Below are 18,876 nucleotides of genomic sequence, written 5' to 3'. Positions count from 1 at the left end.
TCCGGCGGTGCCGGCGCAGCTCACCCGGCACCAGCGGCCGGTGCGTCGGGCCAGCCGGCGCAGGAAGTCGATATCGGATCCCCGCTGCATCAGCGTGTGCTCGTCGTCGGTGTGGCGCAGCATGTCACCGTCGGTGTTCGCCGGCGCCGCGGCGATGCCATAGGCGTCGAAGATCTGGTTGGCGACCTCGCCGTCGGTCAGGCCCGACCACTCGCGGGTCTTCTCCTGCAGACCCATCAGCACTGAGGCGTCCTGGCCCCACACCGTGACGGTGGCGGCGGTGACACCGGCGGGTAGATGCACCCTATGCGACAACACGTAGCCGTCAAAGATGCACTGCGCGGCGCCGCCGCCGACCGGGGTGACCATGACCGCCACGTTGGAGTACGGCTGCACCCGAGGATCCGACACCCACGTCAGGTCACCGGTATCCACGGCCACCGGCAGTTGGAACGACACCGCATCAGGCAGGTCGGCGTTCTCTTCGACCTCGATCGCGCCGACCACGTCGTAGAAGTCCTGCGCCGCGGGCTGACCGTCGAAAAGCACCTGATAGGTGGACATCTCAGCTCCCCGGCCCGGGGATCGCGATCAGGGCGTGGGCGGCCAGCGCATCGGGGACCACCGCGTCGTTGGTGTCGCACAGCACCCAGAACCCGGTGGCGTCCCGCAGATACTGGTAGGCAATCAGATCCAGCCGCTCCCCCTCGCCGCGCCGGTGCCAGCCCACGGCGTTGCGAGCCGAAGGCAGCGGGATCCGGGTGACCGTCACCACCGTCCCGTCGGCGCAGGTCACCTCGTAGGTGCCTGCGCCGCTGTAGCGGCTGCCCCCGAAGAACATCGCTAGCCCCTAGACCGGCAGCATGCCGAGGACCGACTCGGCGGTGTTGATCAGATTCGCGACGGCCAGCGCTTCCCGCAGACCCTGGGTGTAGCTGCTGGCCGTCGACGCCAGGCCCGCCAGCAGATCGGTGTCGTGTTTGAGCTCCTCTTGGGTCAGCACCCGCAGCGTGATCTGCACATCAGCATGCGTCGGATTCAATGCTGTGTCATAGAGCTTCTCGGTCACCGTCAGCGCGGTCACCCGCACCGGCAGAATCCGGCCCGGGCCCCACACGAAAAGCACCGTGTTCAAGGAGTTGGCCGGCACGGTGGCCTGCGGGCCACTGGAGGTGGCCGCCCCCAGCGCGGAGCCGATCGCGGCGGTCACCGTCCCCAGCAGCCCGCCGGTGGTCGCCGATGCCGGGAACATCAGCATCTCCAGGGCGGCCAGCCGACTGTAGACGCCGCTGACTTCGGCCAGTGACGCCGAGACGGCCCCGTCGGCGATCGTGTCGGCGGCGTCCAACGCCATCGTGAAACTAAACGACTCCCCTGGATTCCCCTTGACCGCAAGAGGATTAATTGTCTCCGCCGAGTTCGGTGACGGCGCGGCGTCCGGCTGCGCCGTCGACCAGGTGTGGGTCATCGACTCCGGGTTGTACTGGAACGCAATGATATTGGGGACCGGGATCAGCCCGGTCGGCATGAACTCGACCAGCGCACCGCGCAGGAAACTCGCCATCAGGACTCCCCCGCCTGCCGGACCGCCGACTCGATCGCCGCAGCGACCGACACCGCGATCTGCTCCACACTGTCGCCGGGCCGCGCGGCCACGCTCACCTGCAGCTGATCGGCGCGCACAGCGGTGCCGCTGCTTAGCGACCACCGGCTCACCGCGTCCCCGACCAGGCGGGCCAACCGCCGTGCGTCACCCTTGCTGAGGGCACCCGCCTGCAGCGTGAGTCGGTCGATCCGGATCTCGGTCATCGCGCCACCCCCACGGCCGGGCCGGCCGGCGGCGGTTCGGCCCGCAGCACCGACCCGCGTTTGGCCAGTTCGCGCCGCGCCGCCGCCAGCAGGTGGCCGCCGTCGATGAGCTGCCCGGCGTGGTGGGCGCAGAACGCGGCGTCGAGTGCCACCGATTTGATCTCGGCGCCGGTGAAATCCAGTTCAGCGGCCAGCCAGTCGTAGTCGATACCGGTGCTGACCGGCACACCGGCCGCGGTGGCGGCCGGCACCGCGAGCTGCCACAGCCGGCGCCGCTCCCCGACCGACGGAGCGGTGAAGTCGACGATGACTTTCAGGCGCCGCACGAACGCGGTGTCGAGATCGTTTTTGCGGTTCGTCGCCAGCACCGCGACACCGCGGAACGTGTCCATCCGCTGCAGCAGGTAATCGATCTCGATATTGGCGAACCGGTCGTGGGCGTCGCGGACCTGGGTGCGGCGGCCGAACAGGGCGTCGGCCTCATCGAAGAACACCATCACATGGCTGCGTTCGCATTCGGCGAACACCTCAGCCAGCCGCTTCTCGGTCTCCCCGATGTATTTGTTGACCACCTCGGCGAGATCGACCCGGAATAGGTCGAGGTCCAGGCTGCGGGCCAGGACCTGGGCCGCCATGGTTTTGCCGGTGCCGCTGGGCCCGGCGAACAGGGCGGTCACCCCGCGGGACTGGGGGCAGAGCCGACCGAAGCCCCAGTCGTCGAGGACCGGGCCGGCGAGCCTGACCTGATTCTGCAGGCGCCGCAACGCGGCCTCGACCTGCTCGGAGACGATCAGGTCCGCCCAGTCGTATGGGCAGTCCAGGGCGCTCATCGCGGCCGCCGAGGTGCGGCGCAGCCGCCCCCGCACCACCGACGCCACCACCCGCGGCCCGGCGTCGACCGCAGAGGCCGCCACCGAAATGTCCTGCGGGGTGAGCTCCCAATCCACCACCTGCGCCGGTGGCGTCGCCGGGGTATGCGCCGCCCACAGCCGGCACCGGTCGCTGCGCGTCAGCGGCGGAAGGGTGCGCGACAGCCGCGCGGCCCCGGCCGACGCGGCCGGGCCGGGCCGCTCCCGGATGACGAACGTCAACGCACCGGGACGCTCATCCAGGTCGATGGGGTGATCGGCGCCGTCGGCGGCCCAGATCGGGATGGCGTCGAGCAGGCGGGCCGTGCGCAGCCCGCGGACCCCGAGTCCAGCGTCCAGCACCACCGCGGCGCGACCCAGCCTATCGGTGAGCTGAGCCGCCAGTGTGCGTCGGCCTGACCCTGGCGCGCCGAGCAGTTCGACCTCCCAGGGTCGGCTGCGGGTCGGCGCCGTCGCGGACACCAGGGACGCCAGCTCGGCCAGCAGTTCGGGATACAGGCAGCCAGTGGTCTCGGCCGCCCGGTGGTCGACGCCCGGCCAGAACGCCGACCATTGCGCCTGGCCGCACAGATAGCCGGCGATATCCGGTTCGATGGCCCACCCGGTGGTCGGCGACCACCGGTCGGGTCCGGTCGGGGCGGCCAGCTGCCAGCGGTTCAGCGGCGACGCCGCCGGAGGCTGGTAGCCCAGCGGCCATCCCCACAGGGCCGCGGAAGCCGCCGGGGACGGCTCCCGCGGTCGCGGATCATCGTCGAGATAGCCGAGGACCTGCAGCAGCCGCGGATCGGTGTGGCAGGCGGCCAGCAGCGCCAGCCACTGCATGTCGTAGCCGCTGAGCCCGAACGTTTCGACCAGCCCGGTCATCGGTGACCGGCCGAGGTCGACCGAGGCGGGCCCGCCCCGGGAGTGCCGCGGCGCGGCGAGGATCTCATCGATCGCGTCGTGCGGGCCGGTGTCCGTGCCGCGCATCCGCCACAGATCGCGGGCTTCCTCGACGCGATGCACCGCGGCCGCGCGGACCTCGGCAAGCCAGAGCGGCTCGGTGGCGGTGATCGTCACTGCGGTGGCGGTCACGGCTGCACCGCCCATAGCGCCGGGTCGCAGTCGATACCGCCAGAGTGCACGGTCAGCCGATACTGCCCGGGCGCCAGCGCATCTGGGGTCCGGAAGCTCAACGTGGTGCCGTTCAGTGCCCATTCCCCGACATCCGGAGCCGGGTTGCTGCCCGGTGTCAGCGCCACGGTGCCCAGGCGCACGATGAGGCCGGCGGCCGGGGTGTTGCGGACTTCGCAGGTGTAGATGCCACCGGCCCCGGCGGCCAGCAGCGGACCGCCGGCGGGATCGACCCAGGGCGCAATATCGAGTGGCACCCCGTCGGATTGCGCACCGGCGCGCCTGATTCGCAGGCGGTATCGGCCCGGTGCCGGGCACACGCCCGCGGTATCGGGCGGTCGCAGCACCAGCGGCAGTCCGGGCGCCACCTTCCAGTTCGTGACGTCGAGGGTGGTTTCCACACCGGCGGCGTCAACCGAGACCAGCACGACTTCATCGGTGCCCAGCAGGCCGTTCCCGCGCACCGCGACGTCTTGGCCGTCGACTCCGGCCGGGGCGGGCGCGGTCGAGGCCGGGGACTGGTCGTAGTGGTGCTTGCCGGCCGGCGTTGTGTAGTGAACGGCCCGGCTGGTCCCGATCAGCTCAGGCAGCTCTGGGTCGGGTGCGGGCCCGACGGGTGCGGTCAACACGTGCACGCCATCCACGTCCGGGGCCGACGCCGCGGGAAGATCCATGGTGAGAAACGCGACGCTGACTCGGTACTGGGCGGTCGTGCGCAGCGACACCCCCAGCGCCTGCCAGAGCCTGCTGAGCTCATCGAAGCTCGGCGACTCCAGCACGAGCGACACTTCGGTGGTCAGCGCGGTTCCCGGCGGCGGCACCGGCGTGTTGAGCATCACCGTGCCGTGCCGGTGAAAGGCGTGCATCGCCACGCCGAGCATCTGCTGTTCGTAGTTGTAGCTCGAACGCGACTGCGCCGACAGCAGATACCACAGATCCAGACACAACGGTTCGAACGCGACAGGCTGGCTGCCCGTCGCGCCACCGGACTGATTCTGCGGCGCCCAGAACTGATTACGCAGGTACTTATCGGCGCTCACGTGATACAGGTAGAGATTCAGGACGCATTCGTTGCCGGCGTCGACCTGTTCAGGATGCTGACCGGTGATCGCGTGGGTGAACGTCGGCCCGGTGCCACCCGGCCACAGCGGGCTGTTGGCCACCGCGTCTTTCAAAATGTCGAACAGCGCGTCGGTGACGATCGACAGGTCATACATGATGGATCACACCTGGCCGAATCCGTAACGGGTCAGGGGCCGGCTCAGCCGCCCCGCCGGCGCCGCGGGAACCGACAGCATCGGGGCTTCGGGCCGTACCGGCGCCGGGGCGACCGGCGGGGTCAGCGTGACCTCGATCGCCCCGATGCTGACCATCGGCCCAACCGGTACCGGCGCGGACTCAACCGACTCAACCGGCACCCGAACTGCCGCCGGCTGCGGTCGTGGCGCAGCGACGGACACTACGCCGCGATAGTCCGACCGGGTTTTCGCCTCCGGTTCCTCAAATCCGGGATCTGTTGCCGTGACCGGTGCTTCGGCTGTGGCCTGCGGTAGCCCCACCACGCTCGGCACAGGCCCGCCGACCGGGCTCGGCTGGGCATCGGCAGGGCTCCTTAAGGTGGTGGGCCGCTGACCTGCCGGCGCGGAGGATGCGGGGGGCGCCACCGGTGGCGGCTCCGCTGCCCGCACGTCTTTAACGGAGGTGGTGCGCGCCGGCGCGACCGGAACACCTGGCCTGGCAGCTCCCGCGCTGCCGGCGGGGCCGGGTACGCTCACCGGCGCGACAGCGCGCCCCGGCGGGAGCGCGTCGCCGAAACGTTGCGTGGCCGGTCCCTGCAGCGGTCGGCGCGACACCGCCGAAGCAAATACAAGCTCGGCCTCATCGGCCTCCGCGCTGCGATCACCGGCGAACGGTGAGGCGCCCCAGTCGACCCGGCGTGGGGCGAGAGCCGCTGCGCGGCCGGGGATGTGGTCCAGCAGCCGGCCCAGATAGTCGGCTCTGCGCCCCGATCTGTCCTCAATCAATCTGCACCGCCTGCGGCACGGACCGCCGTGTCGCTCGGCCATCGCGAATCAGAGCGGCGTAGTCGGTTCGCCGCGTGCTCGGCAACGCCAGGATCGCGTCCTCGGTCCAGTGATAGGTCGCGGCGATCACATGCACATCGCCGTGCACCCCGCGGGCCAAGAAGCGAAGCTCCGTCAGGCACAGCTCGCGGGCATCGACGTCGAGCACCACGGCGGCGGCGCACTCCGGGCAGCGGCCCGCCACCTCCGCGCGCATCGTCGGGCCCACCGTCTCCATCGCCCGCAGCAGAGCACGGCGGGTGCGCGGATCGACGTCGCCGCGCACACACCGGCGTGTGAGCTCTGCGCGCCCGTCCGCCGACCCCGACGCCACCAGCACGTCCGCCGCGGTCGGCACCCGGAACGACACCGCCCGGCCGCGCAGCTGCCACCACGACGAATCATCGGCGCGGTGCGCGGCGCGGCTGCTCTTCGGTGCGCGGTGCGCGCAGTACTCGGCCAGGCTGAAGTGGATATCCACCGCAACGCCACAGGACAAGCAGGCGCCTTCGGCGACGAACCCGTCACCGAGGAGCTCACGGCGGCGCTCAACGATGAGAACGTCCACATCCCCGACCGGCAGCGACACCACATCCAGCGGGGTTCCATCGGGATCGACCACCGCGCGGGCCGCGAACGCCACCGCGGCGCCGAGTCCGCCGGCAATCTCAGCCAACGCGATATCGTCGAACCCGTGGGCCGCTCGCCACCGGGCGTGCAGGCCGCTGATCGGCAGGCGGATCATTACTTAGAACTCTTGTGGCTCAGTGCAGGTCGGGTCGTGTTCCCAGCCTTCGTTCTCGATCTTGATGTGTTCGATCGCGACAGCACTGGAGCCGGCTTCCAGATCCGGCAGGGCCTGGAACTCCGACACCCAGCAGCGGTGAATCAGATAGCGGTGCACGATCAACCCCTGCTCACTGAGCAGCTCGATCCGCATTTCCTTACGCAGATCCTTCAGCGACGAGCTGGGAATGCCCTTGTCCAATAGCTGCGCCGCATTAGCCCAGGCGTGGAAGTCGTCATCGTGAGTGACGCCGCGCTCCAAGGTGATCGGGTCGTATTTGTGGCGGCCCAGCCCTTTCTGGATGATCGCCGAGCCGCCCTGCTTGTACTCGATGACGTCGGCTGACCTCTTGATCGCGCCCACCTTGCTGACCCCGGCGACCGCTTTGGACTGCCCCTCGAAGTACACCTGGAACCGGTAGGTCTTGTACGGATCGAACCGACTCATGTTGACGCTGAACGGTTTAGCCATCGACGGGCTCCTAACTTTGAGTCTGGCCGGCCAGTTGGGCCAGCTTGACGATGACGAACTCGGCCGGCTTCAGCGGCGCGAACGCCACGACGATGTTGACGATGCCCTGGGCCTGGTCGTCCGGTGTCGTGGTCGTGGCATCGCAGATCACCTGGAACGCCTGACTCGGGGTGCTGCCCTGCAGCGCTCCCTGCTTGAATAACCCGAGCAGGAAGTTCTCCACCGTCGTCCGGATCGACACCCACAGCGGGGCATCGTTCGGTTCGTGGATCGCCCATTTGAGGCTGGCGTAGAGCGACTGCTCCAGAAACAGCGCCATCCTGCGGACCGGAACATATTTGTACTGCTCGAACGCCGGGTTCGCCGACACCAGGGTGCGAGCCCCGAACACCACCGTGCCGACCCCGGGGAACTGTCGCAGACAGTTCACCCCGACCTTGTTCAGCGTGCCGTGCCGGGGATCGGTCATCCGCCCGGAATCGACAACACCGGTCGTGGTCGTCACCAGCGCCTCATAGCCGGCCGGCGCCTTCCAAACGCCCCGGTTGTTGTCCTCACGGGCGATCACCCCGGCAACGAAACCCGATGGTGGAAGCGATATCTGGACGCCTGAGGGGTTGGTGCAGCGCAAGTATGGGAAGTAGACCGCCCCGTTCTGGCTCTTCGGGATGGTCGTGGTCGTCGCGTCGGTCATGATGTCGGCCATCAGTGGGCGCGGTGAATTCGTTTGATCGGCAACGGCTTCGGCGGGCGGATCGAGAACCATGAAGGCGCGTTTGCGTTCACACATCGCCAGCGCCTGACCGACCACGCCGTTGTCCCAGATTCCCGGCGTCAGCAACAGGTTGAACACCGCCACCTTGTCCAGGGCACTGTCGTCTGCGAATGCCGCGGCGAAGTCAGCCGCGTGATAGGTGGAGAACGGTGGCGCGGTCGCCGCTGTCGCCGCATCGATGAGCGGGGTCGGCGCCAACGCGCCTGGCCACGCCGACGGATAGTTCGCGCCGGCCGCCGCTACCGTCACCAACGATGACACCGGGGTGTCCTTGGTGCCGAGAATCTGTTCCAGCGATACTCCGCCGTCGGCGAGGGAGACGCCGCGAAATGTCTCGGTGCCGCTGCTGGCGGAGACGGTGATGTCGATGATGTCCGTAGGACCACCGGAGACGCTCGACTTCGGGTTGATCAGCGAGACGGTCATGGGATGTTGGGCGTCCACCGGTTCGCGGCCCGTGAGCGTGACACCGTGGGTGGCGTCCGTCATCACCGACAGCACAGGCGGATTCAACTCCTGCCGCACCCCGGTGGCCAGCGGATAGAGCCCGGGTCGGACGGCGACGATGATCGCGTCGGCTCCGCCGTTGAGGAAGAACTGGTACACCGCCTGGGCCAGGTCGTCCGAGAGCCAACCGACGCTGACGCTGCCGCCGAACTCCCGGTCGTACTCCTGCGGGGAGAAGATCTCGACCGCCTGACCGTAGTGTTCTTCCTTGGCTTTAAAGGGATGCGGGTAGCCGATGAACACGGTCACCGATGTCGGTGCCGCGGTCACGCTGTGGGAAGTGCTGAGGATCTCCTGGATGTAGATCCCGGGGTACGTCGGTGTTACAGGCATGTGCTCCAACCCTTTCCGCGGATGGTCAACTCGTGTACGCCAGTCCGGATGCGGCGTGTCCGGGGCCGCCGCCGGTCAGCTGGATCGAGCCTTTGGCCGGGACCGCCGCCCCGCCGGCGGGAGCGGTGGCTGTCACGAGATAGGTGACGCCGGGATCCAGCGGACTCAGCGAAGGAATCGTCGCCCCAGGGTTCGGTGTCGGATTGGATGAGTATTTGACCGTCACCGTGAACGTTGATCCGCTGCTATCGTGCGTGAGACTCAGCTTCACCGAGCTATTGGCCGGCAAACCCGGGTGTGGCTTCAACGTGAAATGCACTGCGCCGCCGGTAGTGACGTTGTAGTCGGTACCGAGATCCTTATCGCTGAATTCGTCTGGCAGCTTCGCCTGGACGCTCACCGTCGTCGAATCGACGAACAGAAAGTCGGCCTTGGTCGCATCCTTTCCGATCGCCGCCGCGGCCGCATTCGCATCTGTGAGGCCCGGGTAGGTATCGGTCCGCTCGGCGGTGATCGTTAGCGCGGTGTCCAGGCCGGTGTTCGCCGAGTAGTCCACTGTGACGACGATGTTGTTCGACTCCGAGCCTTGCTCAGCTGCGGTGAATCTCACCGCGGGAACCGGTGCTGGCGTCGGTGCCTGCGCGAACTCGCCGGCTTTGACCCGCTCGGCGGCTAGCAGTGTGATCAGGTCCCGGTCGGCGCTGGAGAGCGCTGATGTCCACGTGGAGCGGATTTGGATCGTCTTGCTATCGAATACAAACGCGGCCAAGGGGATCACACGTTGCAGCCCGTGCTGATCGGTGTAGGCCAGCGGTCCTGTCCCCACCACTTCGGTCATGACGTCTCTCCGATCATCGATTCGTTTTGGTCACGGCTGGCGGGGATTCAGGACGCGCCGACGCACGTATCGCGCCGACCAGCCCATCAATCGACAACGGGTCCACCGCCGTGCGATGAGGCCGCAGCCGCCACAATGAGCCGCGGCGCCCATCGTTGACTACCGCCAGCACCGCGAACCCACTGTCAGCCCCGAAGAACTCAGGATGGTCGGCCAGACTGGGTTCGTTCTGCAGCTGCCACACAACGACATCGGGACGGATCCGCCGCATGCTGGCCGACAGCGTGGCCATCTCGTCGGTGTGCAAGTCCTCGATCACAGCGAGATCGGCTGCGGCGGAGACACTCTGCCGGATGAGATCACCGAGTATTCCCGAACAGGCCACCAGCGCGACCCGAGTCAAAGCCCGCACTTCTGCGACGCTGTCTGGCTGGGTCATCGTCGGTCCTGTCTGGCCGTGAATGCTGCGCGCCTACCGCGCGCCGCGCCCGTCCAGTAAACGCCCGCCCACCCTCAGCGACGCAATGGATCTCCGGGTTCAATTCGATCTGAACCCGATCCGGATCCTTAGCCCCTGAGGCAGTCGGCGATGTCACCTCGGCGGGTCGCACCCAGCTTTTCGAGAATGTTGTGTACATGATTTTTGACGGTGCACAACTCGATGCTCAACCGAGCCGCGATCGCCCGATTACTCATGCCCACGGCAATGTGGGAAGCGATTTCCATTTCGCGGCTCGTCAACTGCCGCACCATAGTGTGCGCATCTTTGTCTTTGGACAGCGCGGCGACCCTCCGGAGCAAGCCCCCCACAATGACGGGCGAGCACCGTGCCTCGCCGCGCGCCGCGAGCCTGACTACTGAGATGAGGTCAGCCATCGACCCTTCGCGGGTCACGTATCCGACAACACCCACTTCCGCACACGCGAGCACATGCGGCTCCGTCTCCGGAACTGCAAGCGCAACGATCCGAGCCGTCGGCATCATCCGCCCGATGAGTCGCGCTGTCGCCGAGCTGCTGAGGACCGACATGTCCAAAAGGACAATGAGCGGGTCTGTTTCTGCCCAGCTACCGATTTGTCTACTGTCAAGGAATCCCTGCGTGTCCTCGCACGTCATGACGTCGGCGACGTCGTCGAGCTGGGAAAGCATGTGGGCGAGCCCGTCGCGGTAGAGCCGGATCGAGGACACGACGATGACCCGCATCGCTGGGCGCCGCAGCCCCGGTCCTTCGGTCGTCATAAATTTGAAACTCCGCCCGCCAACGACGCCCAGCCTCGCTGAATCACCCGTTTGCGGCCCCGGCAAATCCAACGCGGGATCACATAAGCAATTATCGGATACGTCAACGTCAATCGTTTAAGTAATCGACTACTTAGTTTCCGTGCGACGCCGGTGGCGTTCGATAGCGATGTTCGACATTCGAAGCTCGACTCGACAGGGGTGCTAACGGCGCGTTCGTTCTAATCGGATTGGGTTAGGTGTGGAGGGAACTTTTCTCCACCGCAACGACGTTGGCGCGTACACCAGGGGCATACTGACAGGCGCTCTCGCCGCTCTCCTGGTTGGTGCCAGCCATCGAGACGGTGCGACGGGCCACCTCAAAGATCGCCAGCAGGTGCCGGCATCCTGTCGGGCATGTTCGACGGCTGGTAGGGCTTGGGCCACGCGTGACTCTGTTCAAGCACGGTAGCGCACGCTCGGGTCGATGGTGTCGTTGAGGTTGACGGGTCGCGAACGCCAGCCTCCTGCCAGCACCCACCATTTGACGTTGGGAGTGATGGCGCCGAGCGCCCGATCCGAAGGCAGGTCGTCGCCGAGGTTCACTCCCATTAAGCGCCGATAGCGCTCCGCATCGATTTTGAGCCTCGCGGTGATGGCTTCGTGCGCGATCCACGAGAAGGCAAACGACAACGAGCGCGGCACCGCCGCGCGCGCCGGCGACGACGCCAACGCCCCCGACAACGACGGTCACCACGGCGGGAGGCGGCCCGCAATGACGCAGACGTACGCCTTAGCCGTCGGGGGCCATCAGTCGACCGATACGCGCCGACCGCCGATCAGCGTCATCGGGCTTGTCTGCCGCCACCGAATCCGTGATTCATCGATGAAAACGGCGAGGTGCCTCATGGATAACTGCGGATATGCACGAATGCCGCATGTCTCATCAGATGAATCAGCGTACTCATTTGGTCGGGTAGTGAGGGCATCTTCGATCCCGAAACATGTTGCCAGCAAGAGTCTTTCACGCTATCACGACCCATTTCGATAGCTGCGGACTGCCTCGGCCCCGCGAGCGCGCCGCGACACAGGTTCGCCGAGTTGACGCCGCGAACACCTGCCGAGTTCATCCGTGCGGGGAGACGCGCGGAGAGCGGGCGACTCGCCGCATCGCCTCGTTGGGGCGTGGCGGCTCGGACAATGCCCGGAAGATGGTGTCGAAGAAGTCGGTCGGCATCGTTGGCTGGCGGGACAGTACGGCGTCCGCACGCGTCAGCGATTCGTGCTGTAACTGTGCTGCAGAGCGCAGCCGCGCATGCGTGTCAGCGCAAACCCTGAAATGGAGCCGTTCTGTGCTCGTCATTTCGATACAGAGCGCCGCAACGTCGAGGGTCAATACTCACGCCCCGGGTCGGCTGACCCCTCGGCGGGGTGCACCGCGCGCAGTTGCTCGACGTTGTCACGCTCGAGCGCGGAGAAGCAGATGCCGTCGTTGTTCAGATTCAGCGCGTGATCGCCGACGCTGGTCAGCAGTCGGCGCGACGTTTCCAGCCACGCCGCCGTCCGGGTCTGTAACGCGGCCGCCGAACTGCCGACCCAGCCTGACTGCGCCGACGCGATGCGGTTGTCCGAAGACAGGTGGGCAGTCGCCAGATCGTCGCCCTGTCCGGCTACGTGCGCCGCAGAGGCCGCCAATGCTTCGATGTCGACCCGAAAGTTCTTGCCTGCCGCCACCGCCTCTGCTTAGCAGGCACGGGTGACCTGCCGCAATTCACGTCCGGCTACATGGCCTGCAGCAGGAGTGGCGGACCGGGATCGGGCGACAGCGGGACATTTCCACGCTGCAGCAGCCAGCCGGCGATGTTATGGAACAGCGGAGCCGCCGAATGGCCTGGCGTCCCGTCGGCGTTGCGCGCCGGGTTGTCCATCATGATGCCGATGACGTAACGCGGGTCGTCGGTGGTGGCCATTCCCGCAAAGGTGATCCAGTAGACGTTGTCGTAGTAGCAGCCGCATGCCGGGTTGATCTGCTGCGCGGTGCCGGTCTTACCGGCGATCTGGTAGCCCTCGACGGCGGCGGCCGGTCCGGTGCCCTGCTGAACGCCCCTCGGGTCGCGCTGTACGACCGCGCGCAACATGTTGCGCACGGTGCGCGCCGTCTCCGGCGACACCACCCGAACCCCGTCCGGGCGTGGCTCGTCGGTGCGCGCGCCGTCAGCGCTGACGGTGGACTTGATGATCCGCGGCGGCATCCGGACACCGTCGTTGGCAATCGCCTGGTACATACCGGCCATCTGGATCAATGTCATCGAAAGACCTTGACCGATCGGCAAGTTGGAGAACGAGCTGCCCGACCACTGCCCGATCGGCGGCACCAGGCCTGCGCTCTCGCCGGGCAGGCCGATTCCGGTGCGCTGGCCCAGACCGAACTTCTCGAGCATGTCGAAGTAGCGTTGCGGCCCAACGCGTTGCGCCAGCATCAGGGTTCCGACGTTCGACGACTTTCCGAACACACCGGTGGTGGTGTAGGGCGCGACGCCGTGCACCCAGGCGTCGTGGATGGTCACCCCACCCATGTTGATCGAACCCGGAACCTGCAGCACCTCATCGGGATTGGACAGTCCGTACTCGATCACCGACGAGGCGGTGATGATCTTGTTCACCGATCCGGGCTCGAATGGCGAGGACACCGCCGGGTTGCCCAACTGCTTATCGCCCTGACGACCGACGTCCTGGGACGGGTCGAAGGTGTTGTCGTTGGACATCGCCAGCACTTCGCCTGTCTTGGAGTCCATCACGACCGCTGAGACGTTGCGCGCACCGGAGAGGTTCTTGGCCTGCTGCACCTGCTGCTGAACGTAGAACTGGACGTCGTCGTCGATGGTCAGCTGGATCGTCGCGCCGTTGACCGCGTGGTGCTGGTTGCGGTAGCTGCCCGGAATCACCACACCGTCGGAGCCGCGGTCGTAGGTGACCGATCCATCGGTGCCGGCCAGTTCGGCGTCCATGGAGTCTTCCAGGCCGAGCAAACCGTGCCCGTCCCAATCGATTCCGCCAACGACATTGGCCGCCAGAGATCCGCCCGGATACTGACGAAGGTCCTGGCGCTCGGCACCGACCTCGGGGAATTTCCGGGTGATGGTGGTGGCGATCGCCGGGTCGACGGCGCGGGCCAGATAGACAAACGACTCGTCGCTGCGCAGCTTCTTCAGGATGGTGGCTTTGTCGGGCTTGTTGTTCAGCCGCAGCGCCACCTCCTTAGCGATCTCGTTCAATCGCCGTTGCGGGTCAGGCGCACCTCCGTTCTTCTGCCTGGCCTCGGTCAGCTGCTTGAGAATGCGCTTCGGTTGGAAGGTCAGAGCCCGGGCCTCGATGGTGAATGCCAGTTGATTGTTGTTGCGGTCGACGATGCTGCCGCGGACCGCTTTCGAGACGTCGGTGACCTTGAGCTGACCCGCGGCTTCGGCCCGCAGCCCGGCGGCCTTGGGCACCTGGAGGTAGAACAGCTGGGCGCCGGCGATCGCCAGGGCGAGGAAGATGACCCCGTTGCCGACGCGATGCCGGAAGACGAACGAAGCCCCGCGGTTTCCGACCTCCACCGCCTGGCGAGTACGGCGCCCGCGCGCCGAGCGGTCCCGCTCGCTCGCCTTGGCCCGAAATGGCTTGCGGGACTGCTTCGAACGACTCATCGCGGCACTCCGGGCGTGGTGACCGTCAGCGGGCCGAACTGTTCACCGACGAGCGGCCCGGAGGGAGCCATGTGATGCGGCATGCCCGGCAGGTCGGCCGGCGACTGCGCGGGAGGCGGCAGCACCACCGGGCCGGCCAGCGGCGCGGGCGCGACGGCGGGCGGCGGCAACACCAGGCCGGCCGGCGGCCCGGGCGCAGCATTGGGTGGGGGTATCACCGGGGCGGCGGGCGCGACCAGCGGTGCAGGCGCGGCCGGGATCATCGGCGCAGGCCCGGCGGCAGGCGGCGATCCGGGCACGATGGGCATACCTGGCACCGCACCCGGCCCCGCGCCCGGCATCGGAAGTGGACCGTCCGGTGAGGGAAGGTGCTCGGTACCCAGCGTGGTGGCGCCGTCGGGCGTACGGATTAACCCATCGGGGCCGGGTTCCAGGGGCACCGCCGGTGCGCCATTGCCTGGCAGAACGAGTGCGGGGACCTCAACCGCGTTGGCCGGCGGAGCCTTCGGGGACATCGGCTTTTCTTCTGGCAGCTTGCTGTTCAGCGGCGGCGGCGGAACACCCTGGGCCGGCTTGGGCGTGCCCACCACTACCCAGTTTCCGGCGGGGTCCTGAACCAGGTGCGCGGTGTCGCGGGTAGGGATCATGCCCAAGCCGCGGGCCGCCTCGGCCAACGCCGGCGCGGACTGCGCCTCTTGCACGTCGCGCTCGAGGGCTTCCTTCTCCTGCTGCAGCAATTCGGTGCGCTGGCGGGCGCTGCCCAGCTGATAGGAACGCTCGGCGGCGTCGGTGGACAGCCACAACGTGAGAGCGAGTCCGGCACCGAGCGAGCCGATCACCAACACGACGAACGGGACCTTGGCCGCCAGGGTGCGCGGCCGAAGGTCTATCGACGTCAGCTTGTTGAGCAACCGCTCGCGCAGCGGCAACCGAACGACCCTGGGAGCCTTGGCTTTCCGCGCCTTGGCCCGGGCCTTGGCCTGGGTGGCGCTCTTCGCGCGTGCCGGTCGCTCGACTGGCCGGGCGACCGGCGTCGTCTGTGGCGCCGATCGCGCCGTGCGCGGCTCACGGCCCGGCGCGGTGGGCTTTCCGGTGCGGGCGCGGTTGCGGCGCGCGGGCGTCGAGTCGGCAATTCGCTGACCTGGCTTCCGGGAAGCATTCGTCTGGCCGCCGCGCCGTTCACCGGCGCGGGGCGGTTGCGCTGGGCGCTTGGCTTTCATGAGCCTCCCCTCCTGGCTGCGTCTGACTCCGATTGCACGCGTTGCACGCCGCGTAACCGCACCGCGGCACTGCGCGGATTTCGCTGGACCTCCGCGTCGTCAGCGCGTTCAGCGCCCCGCGTCAGCAACGCGAATCGCGCTGCGTGTCCCGGTAATTCAACCGGCAGGCCGGACGGACTGCTTGACGTCGTCGCGTCGGCGAACGCCCGCTTGACGATGCGGTCTTCGAGCGACTGGTAGGCCATCACCACGAGGCGCCCGTCGACGGCCAGCGCGTCCAGCGCGGCGGGCAACATGCCACTCAACGCATCCAGTTCGCTGTTGACGGCGATACGCAAAGCCTGGAACGTCCTTTTCGCGGGATGTCCGCCAGTCCGACGGGCCGGAGCCGGAACTGCTTGGTAGATGACCTCTACCAGTTCTGCGGTCGAGGTGAACGGTGCGCGGGCGCGTCGCCGGACGATGTGCGTCGCGATGCGACGGGCCAACTTCTCCTCGCCGTAGCGACGCAGGATGTCGCTCAACGCGGCCGCATCGTAAGTGTTGAGGATCTCCGCGGCGGTCAGCGGCGCCGTGGGGTCCATCCGCATGTCCAGCGGGGCATCCTGCGCGTAGGAGAAGCCTCGCTCGGCACGGTCGAGTTGCATCGACGAGACTCCGAGGTCGAAAAGCATGCCGTCGACGGATTCGGTTGATCCGTAGCCTGATTCGGCCAGTGCGGTATCGATATCGTCGTACCGGGTTTGCACCAGGGTGAGCCGATCGGCGAACCGCGCGAGGCGGGTACGGACGATGTCCAGCGCGGTCGGGTCGCGATCGACACCGATCAGCCGCAGCCCGGACAGTTCGGAGAGGAAACGTTCGGCGTGTCCGCCGGCACCGATGGTCCCGTCGATGAGCACCGCGCCCGATCCGTCGGCGTGGTGGCGGGTCAATGCGGGGTGCAGCAATTCGAAACAGCGGTCGAGCAGCACGGACACATGGCCGAAACCACCGGTGGCGTCAGGCACAGGAACACCTTCTCGACGTGAGATGTACTGGGCAACAGAATGGGCGGCCGCTGCATCGAGGTCCCTGTCCGATTGCACGAACCTGGCGTCGGGGAAGTACGTCAGGGTCGGTTCGGACAGAGGCCACGTTGCACGGGCACGCGCCTCAGATAATGTCGCCGAGTGCTTCATCGCTGGCTGCGGAGAAGTTCTCTTCGTGGCTCTCTTGGTACTGCTGCCAGGCCGCGGCGTCCCAAATCTCCAGGTACTCAATCGATCCGATGACGACACAGTCCTTGGAGAGATTGGCGTAGCGGCGGTGGTCGGCCGACAAGGTGATCCGGCCTTGAGCGTCGGGGTGCTGTTCGTCGGTGCCCGCAGCCAGGTTGCGCAGGAACGCCCGCGCCTCGGGATTGCTGCGCGACGTCTTGCTGGCTTTGCGGGCGAGTTCCTCGAATTGCGTTCTCGGGTAGACGGCGAGGCTGTGGTCTTGGCTCTTGGTGATCATCAACCCCCCTGCCAATGCGTCGCGGAACTTGGCGGGCAGTGTGAGCCGCCCTTTGTCGTCGAGTTTTGGCGTGTAGGTGCCGAGAAACATCTGGCTACCTCCGTGCCTTTCGACTGCCGCCACGATACCCCACAATCCCCCACTTCGCTCCATTTAACGACGCAAATGTCACCAATTGGGGTCGTTTCTGCAGGTTCTCGGCCACTATGGCGGGCATAGGGCCAGCGGCGAGCGTGCAAGATACCCCGTGAAAAGCGACTTGAGCTGCGATTATCAACAGCAGTAGGGGCGTAGTGGGGCAGCTTCAACAGCCTGGGTCGTCACATGCCCTTCAGTGGGGCACAAAAAAGGGCAGCCGACTGGCTGCCCTTGAATGCGTCCCGCGCCCTACTCCTCGAAACGGCGGCGGAACCGGTCTTCCATCCGGCTGGTGAACGATCCGGCGTTCTTGCCGCGGCGCTGACGTGCCGAGGCCGAAGTTCCAGGGCGCTCGCCTCGCCCGGCGATTCGTCGCGGACCGGTAATGGCGAACACCACGCCGGCGAACATCACCACGAAGCCGACCACCGACAGGACCGGGAACGTTCCGATCATGGTGGCCTTAAACGCCACCCCGGAAACCAACATCGCAAGTCCGAGCACGAAAAGCGCCGCACCCTGCAACCGTCGTCGCGCCGTCGGCGCCCGCAATCCGCCGCCTCGAACGCTCGAGGCGAACTTGGGGTCCTCGGCATAGAGAGCGCTCTCGATCTGGTCGAGCATCCGCTGCTCATGATCGGAGAGTGGCATCAGTCCCTCCTTGCCGAAAATCCGTCACATAAATACCGATAGCACGCCTGCGCGCACCGCCGGGGATAACTAATAAGAATGATACGAGGTCCATCTGCGCGTTACCACCGCTTCGCCCGCTGATTGTACTTGCGGCCGGTCGGTGACCGGCGCTGCGCCACCGCGCCCGATAATGGGATGGCCTACACCACTGCACGACTGATGACCACTGAGGAGACCGCGCATTGGTGACATTCCTCATCAACCTGCCGCCGCAGGACATGCAGCGACGGCTTTCCGAGGCCCTGGGCGTGTACGTCGACGCCATGCACTATCCGCCCGGCACCGAGAATCAGCGCGCCGCGATGTGGCTCGAACACACCCGGCGACGCGGGTGGCAGGCGGTGGCGGCGGTCGAAGTCGACGCCCCCGCCGGGACGGAGCCGTCGTCCGCCCAGCTGAGCGACGCACCGCTGCTCGGCGTGGCCTACGGGTACTGCGGCGCATCTGACCAGTGGTGGCAGCAGCAGGTGGTGGCGGGTCTGCAGCGCAGCGGCTTCCGCGATCCCGAGATCAGCAAGCTTGTGACCAGCTATTTCGAGCTGACCGAGCTGCACATTCACCCACGGGCGCAGGGCCGTGGCCTCGGCGAAGCACTGGCCCGCCGGCTGCTTTCGGAACGCAACGAAGCCAACGTGCTGCTGTCGACGCCCGAGACCAACGGCGAGGCCAATCGGGCCTGGCGGCTCTACCGGCGGCTGGGCTTCATCGACGTCATCCGCGACTACCACTTCACCGGTGACCCACGCGCTTTCGCGATTCTTGGCCGTGCGCTGCCGCTTTAATGGCGCCGTCGCGGTCGCGGTCTGGCACGATGACCTGGTGCGCGCCAGCGGTATACAGCTCTCACCTCGGGGTT

At 67.0% G+C, this 18,876-nt stretch carries 21 protein-coding genes; 1 reads left to right on the top strand and 20 read right to left on the bottom strand.

What is annotated here, in order from left to right; genetic code table 11:
* From ACQY5A_RS01340 to ACQY5A_RS01245, 20 genes are all read right to left on the bottom strand, one after another.
* A partial coding sequence (locus tag ACQY5A_RS01340; protein WP_428338574.1) for a hypothetical protein occupies positions 1-564 on the bottom strand: 564 nt, incomplete at its 3' end.
* A gap of 1 nt (position 565) precedes the next feature.
* Positions 566-841 (bottom strand): hypothetical protein, encoded by a 276-nt coding sequence (locus ACQY5A_RS01335; RefSeq protein WP_428338573.1) that lies wholly within the window; start codon positions 839-841, stop codon positions 566-568.
* A gap of 9 nt (positions 842-850) precedes the next feature.
* Positions 851-1,564, bottom strand: a complete 714-nt coding sequence (locus ACQY5A_RS01330; RefSeq protein WP_428338572.1) for a hypothetical protein — start codon at positions 1,562-1,564, stop codon at positions 851-853.
* On the bottom strand, positions 1,564-1,809 hold the full coding sequence (locus ACQY5A_RS01325; protein WP_428338571.1) for a hypothetical protein: 246 nt from the start codon (positions 1,807-1,809) through the stop codon (positions 1,564-1,566). The genes ACQY5A_RS01330 and ACQY5A_RS01325 overlap by 1 nt, the downstream gene beginning before the upstream one ends.
* Entirely contained in the window at positions 1,806-3,752 is a 1,947-nt protein-coding gene (locus ACQY5A_RS01320) for an ATP-binding protein (protein WP_428338570.1), read from the bottom strand. The genes ACQY5A_RS01325 and ACQY5A_RS01320 overlap by 4 nt, the downstream gene beginning before the upstream one ends.
* Positions 3,749-5,008 carry a DUF4255 domain-containing protein gene (locus ACQY5A_RS01315; RefSeq protein ID WP_428338569.1) on the bottom strand — a complete coding sequence of 420 codons (1,260 nt, stop codon included), beginning with the start codon at positions 5,006-5,008 and terminating at the stop codon, positions 3,749-3,751. Before ACQY5A_RS01315 ends, ACQY5A_RS01320 begins: the two co-directional genes overlap by 4 nt.
* A 6-nt stretch (positions 5,009-5,014) precedes the next feature.
* Positions 5,015-5,815: a hypothetical protein gene (locus tag ACQY5A_RS01310; RefSeq protein ID WP_428338568.1), complete on the bottom strand. Its 801-nt coding sequence runs from the start codon at positions 5,813-5,815 to the stop codon at positions 5,015-5,017.
* Positions 5,808-6,599: a hypothetical protein gene (locus ACQY5A_RS01305; RefSeq protein ID WP_428338567.1), complete on the bottom strand. Its 792-nt coding sequence runs from the start codon at positions 6,597-6,599 to the stop codon at positions 5,808-5,810. The genes ACQY5A_RS01310 and ACQY5A_RS01305 overlap by 8 nt, the downstream gene beginning before the upstream one ends.
* Positions 6,600-6,602: 3 nt before the next feature.
* Positions 6,603-7,112 carry a phage tail protein gene (locus ACQY5A_RS01300; RefSeq protein WP_428338566.1) on the bottom strand — a complete coding sequence of 170 codons (510 nt, stop codon included), beginning with the start codon at positions 7,110-7,112 and terminating at the stop codon, positions 6,603-6,605.
* A 10-nt stretch (positions 7,113-7,122) separates the two neighbouring features.
* Positions 7,123-8,727, bottom strand: coding sequence for a phage tail sheath family protein (locus ACQY5A_RS01295; RefSeq protein ID WP_428338565.1), 1,605 nt, complete (start codon positions 8,725-8,727; stop codon positions 7,123-7,125).
* Between the two features lie 25 nt (positions 8,728-8,752).
* The gene (locus ACQY5A_RS01290; protein ID WP_428338564.1) at positions 8,753-9,565 is read right to left on the bottom strand and encodes a hypothetical protein; all 813 of its coding nucleotides are present in this window, start codon (positions 9,563-9,565) and stop codon (positions 8,753-8,755) included.
* Positions 9,566-9,578: 13 nt separating this feature from the next.
* Positions 9,579-10,004 carry a hypothetical protein gene (locus ACQY5A_RS01285; protein WP_428338563.1) on the bottom strand — a complete coding sequence of 142 codons (426 nt, stop codon included), beginning with the start codon at positions 10,002-10,004 and terminating at the stop codon, positions 9,579-9,581.
* A gap of 128 nt (positions 10,005-10,132) precedes the next feature.
* The gene (locus ACQY5A_RS01280; protein ID WP_428338562.1) at positions 10,133-10,804 is read right to left on the bottom strand and encodes a LuxR C-terminal-related transcriptional regulator; all 672 of its coding nucleotides are present in this window, start codon (positions 10,802-10,804) and stop codon (positions 10,133-10,135) included.
* Positions 10,805-11,242: 438 nt separating this feature from the next.
* On the bottom strand, positions 11,243-11,515 hold the full coding sequence (locus tag ACQY5A_RS01275; protein WP_428338561.1) for a hypothetical protein: 273 nt from the start codon (positions 11,513-11,515) through the stop codon (positions 11,243-11,245).
* Between the two features lie 660 nt (positions 11,516-12,175).
* Positions 12,176-12,517, bottom strand: a complete 342-nt coding sequence (locus ACQY5A_RS01270) for a WXG100 family type VII secretion target (protein WP_428338560.1) — start codon at positions 12,515-12,517, stop codon at positions 12,176-12,178.
* Positions 12,518-12,564: 47 nt separating this feature from the next.
* Positions 12,565-14,472 (bottom strand): peptidoglycan D,D-transpeptidase FtsI family protein, encoded by a 1,908-nt coding sequence (locus ACQY5A_RS01265; RefSeq protein WP_428338559.1) that lies wholly within the window; start codon positions 14,470-14,472, stop codon positions 12,565-12,567.
* Positions 14,469-15,692, bottom strand: a complete 1,224-nt coding sequence (locus tag ACQY5A_RS01260; RefSeq protein WP_428338558.1) for a hypothetical protein — start codon at positions 15,690-15,692, stop codon at positions 14,469-14,471. Before ACQY5A_RS01260 ends, ACQY5A_RS01265 begins: the two co-directional genes overlap by 4 nt.
* Entirely contained in the window at positions 15,689-16,873 is a 1,185-nt protein-coding gene (rsmH, locus tag ACQY5A_RS01255; protein ID WP_428338557.1) for a 16S rRNA (cytosine(1402)-N(4))-methyltransferase RsmH, read from the bottom strand. The genes ACQY5A_RS01260 and rsmH overlap by 4 nt, the downstream gene beginning before the upstream one ends.
* On the bottom strand, positions 16,848-17,279 hold the full coding sequence (mraZ, locus tag ACQY5A_RS01250) for a division/cell wall cluster transcriptional repressor MraZ (protein ID WP_428338556.1): 432 nt from the start codon (positions 17,277-17,279) through the stop codon (positions 16,848-16,850). The genes rsmH and mraZ overlap by 26 nt, the downstream gene beginning before the upstream one ends.
* Before the next feature lie 297 nt (positions 17,280-17,576).
* Positions 17,577-17,978, bottom strand: a complete 402-nt coding sequence (locus ACQY5A_RS01245; protein WP_428338555.1) for a DUF3040 domain-containing protein — start codon at positions 17,976-17,978, stop codon at positions 17,577-17,579.
* 224 nt (positions 17,979-18,202) lie between these two features.
* Here ACQY5A_RS01245 and ACQY5A_RS01240 point away from each other — a divergent pair, with 224 nt between their 5' ends.
* Complete coding sequence (locus ACQY5A_RS01240) at positions 18,203-18,802, top strand: GNAT family N-acetyltransferase (protein WP_428338554.1); 600 nt, start codon at positions 18,203-18,205, stop codon at positions 18,800-18,802.
* Positions 18,803-18,876: the final 74 nt, after the last annotated feature.

Source organism: Mycobacterium sp. (assembly GCF_965277065.1).
Lineage (GTDB): Bacteria > Actinomycetota > Actinomycetes > Mycobacteriales > Mycobacteriaceae > Mycobacterium.
This window is presented reverse-complemented; position numbering and strand designations above follow the sequence as displayed.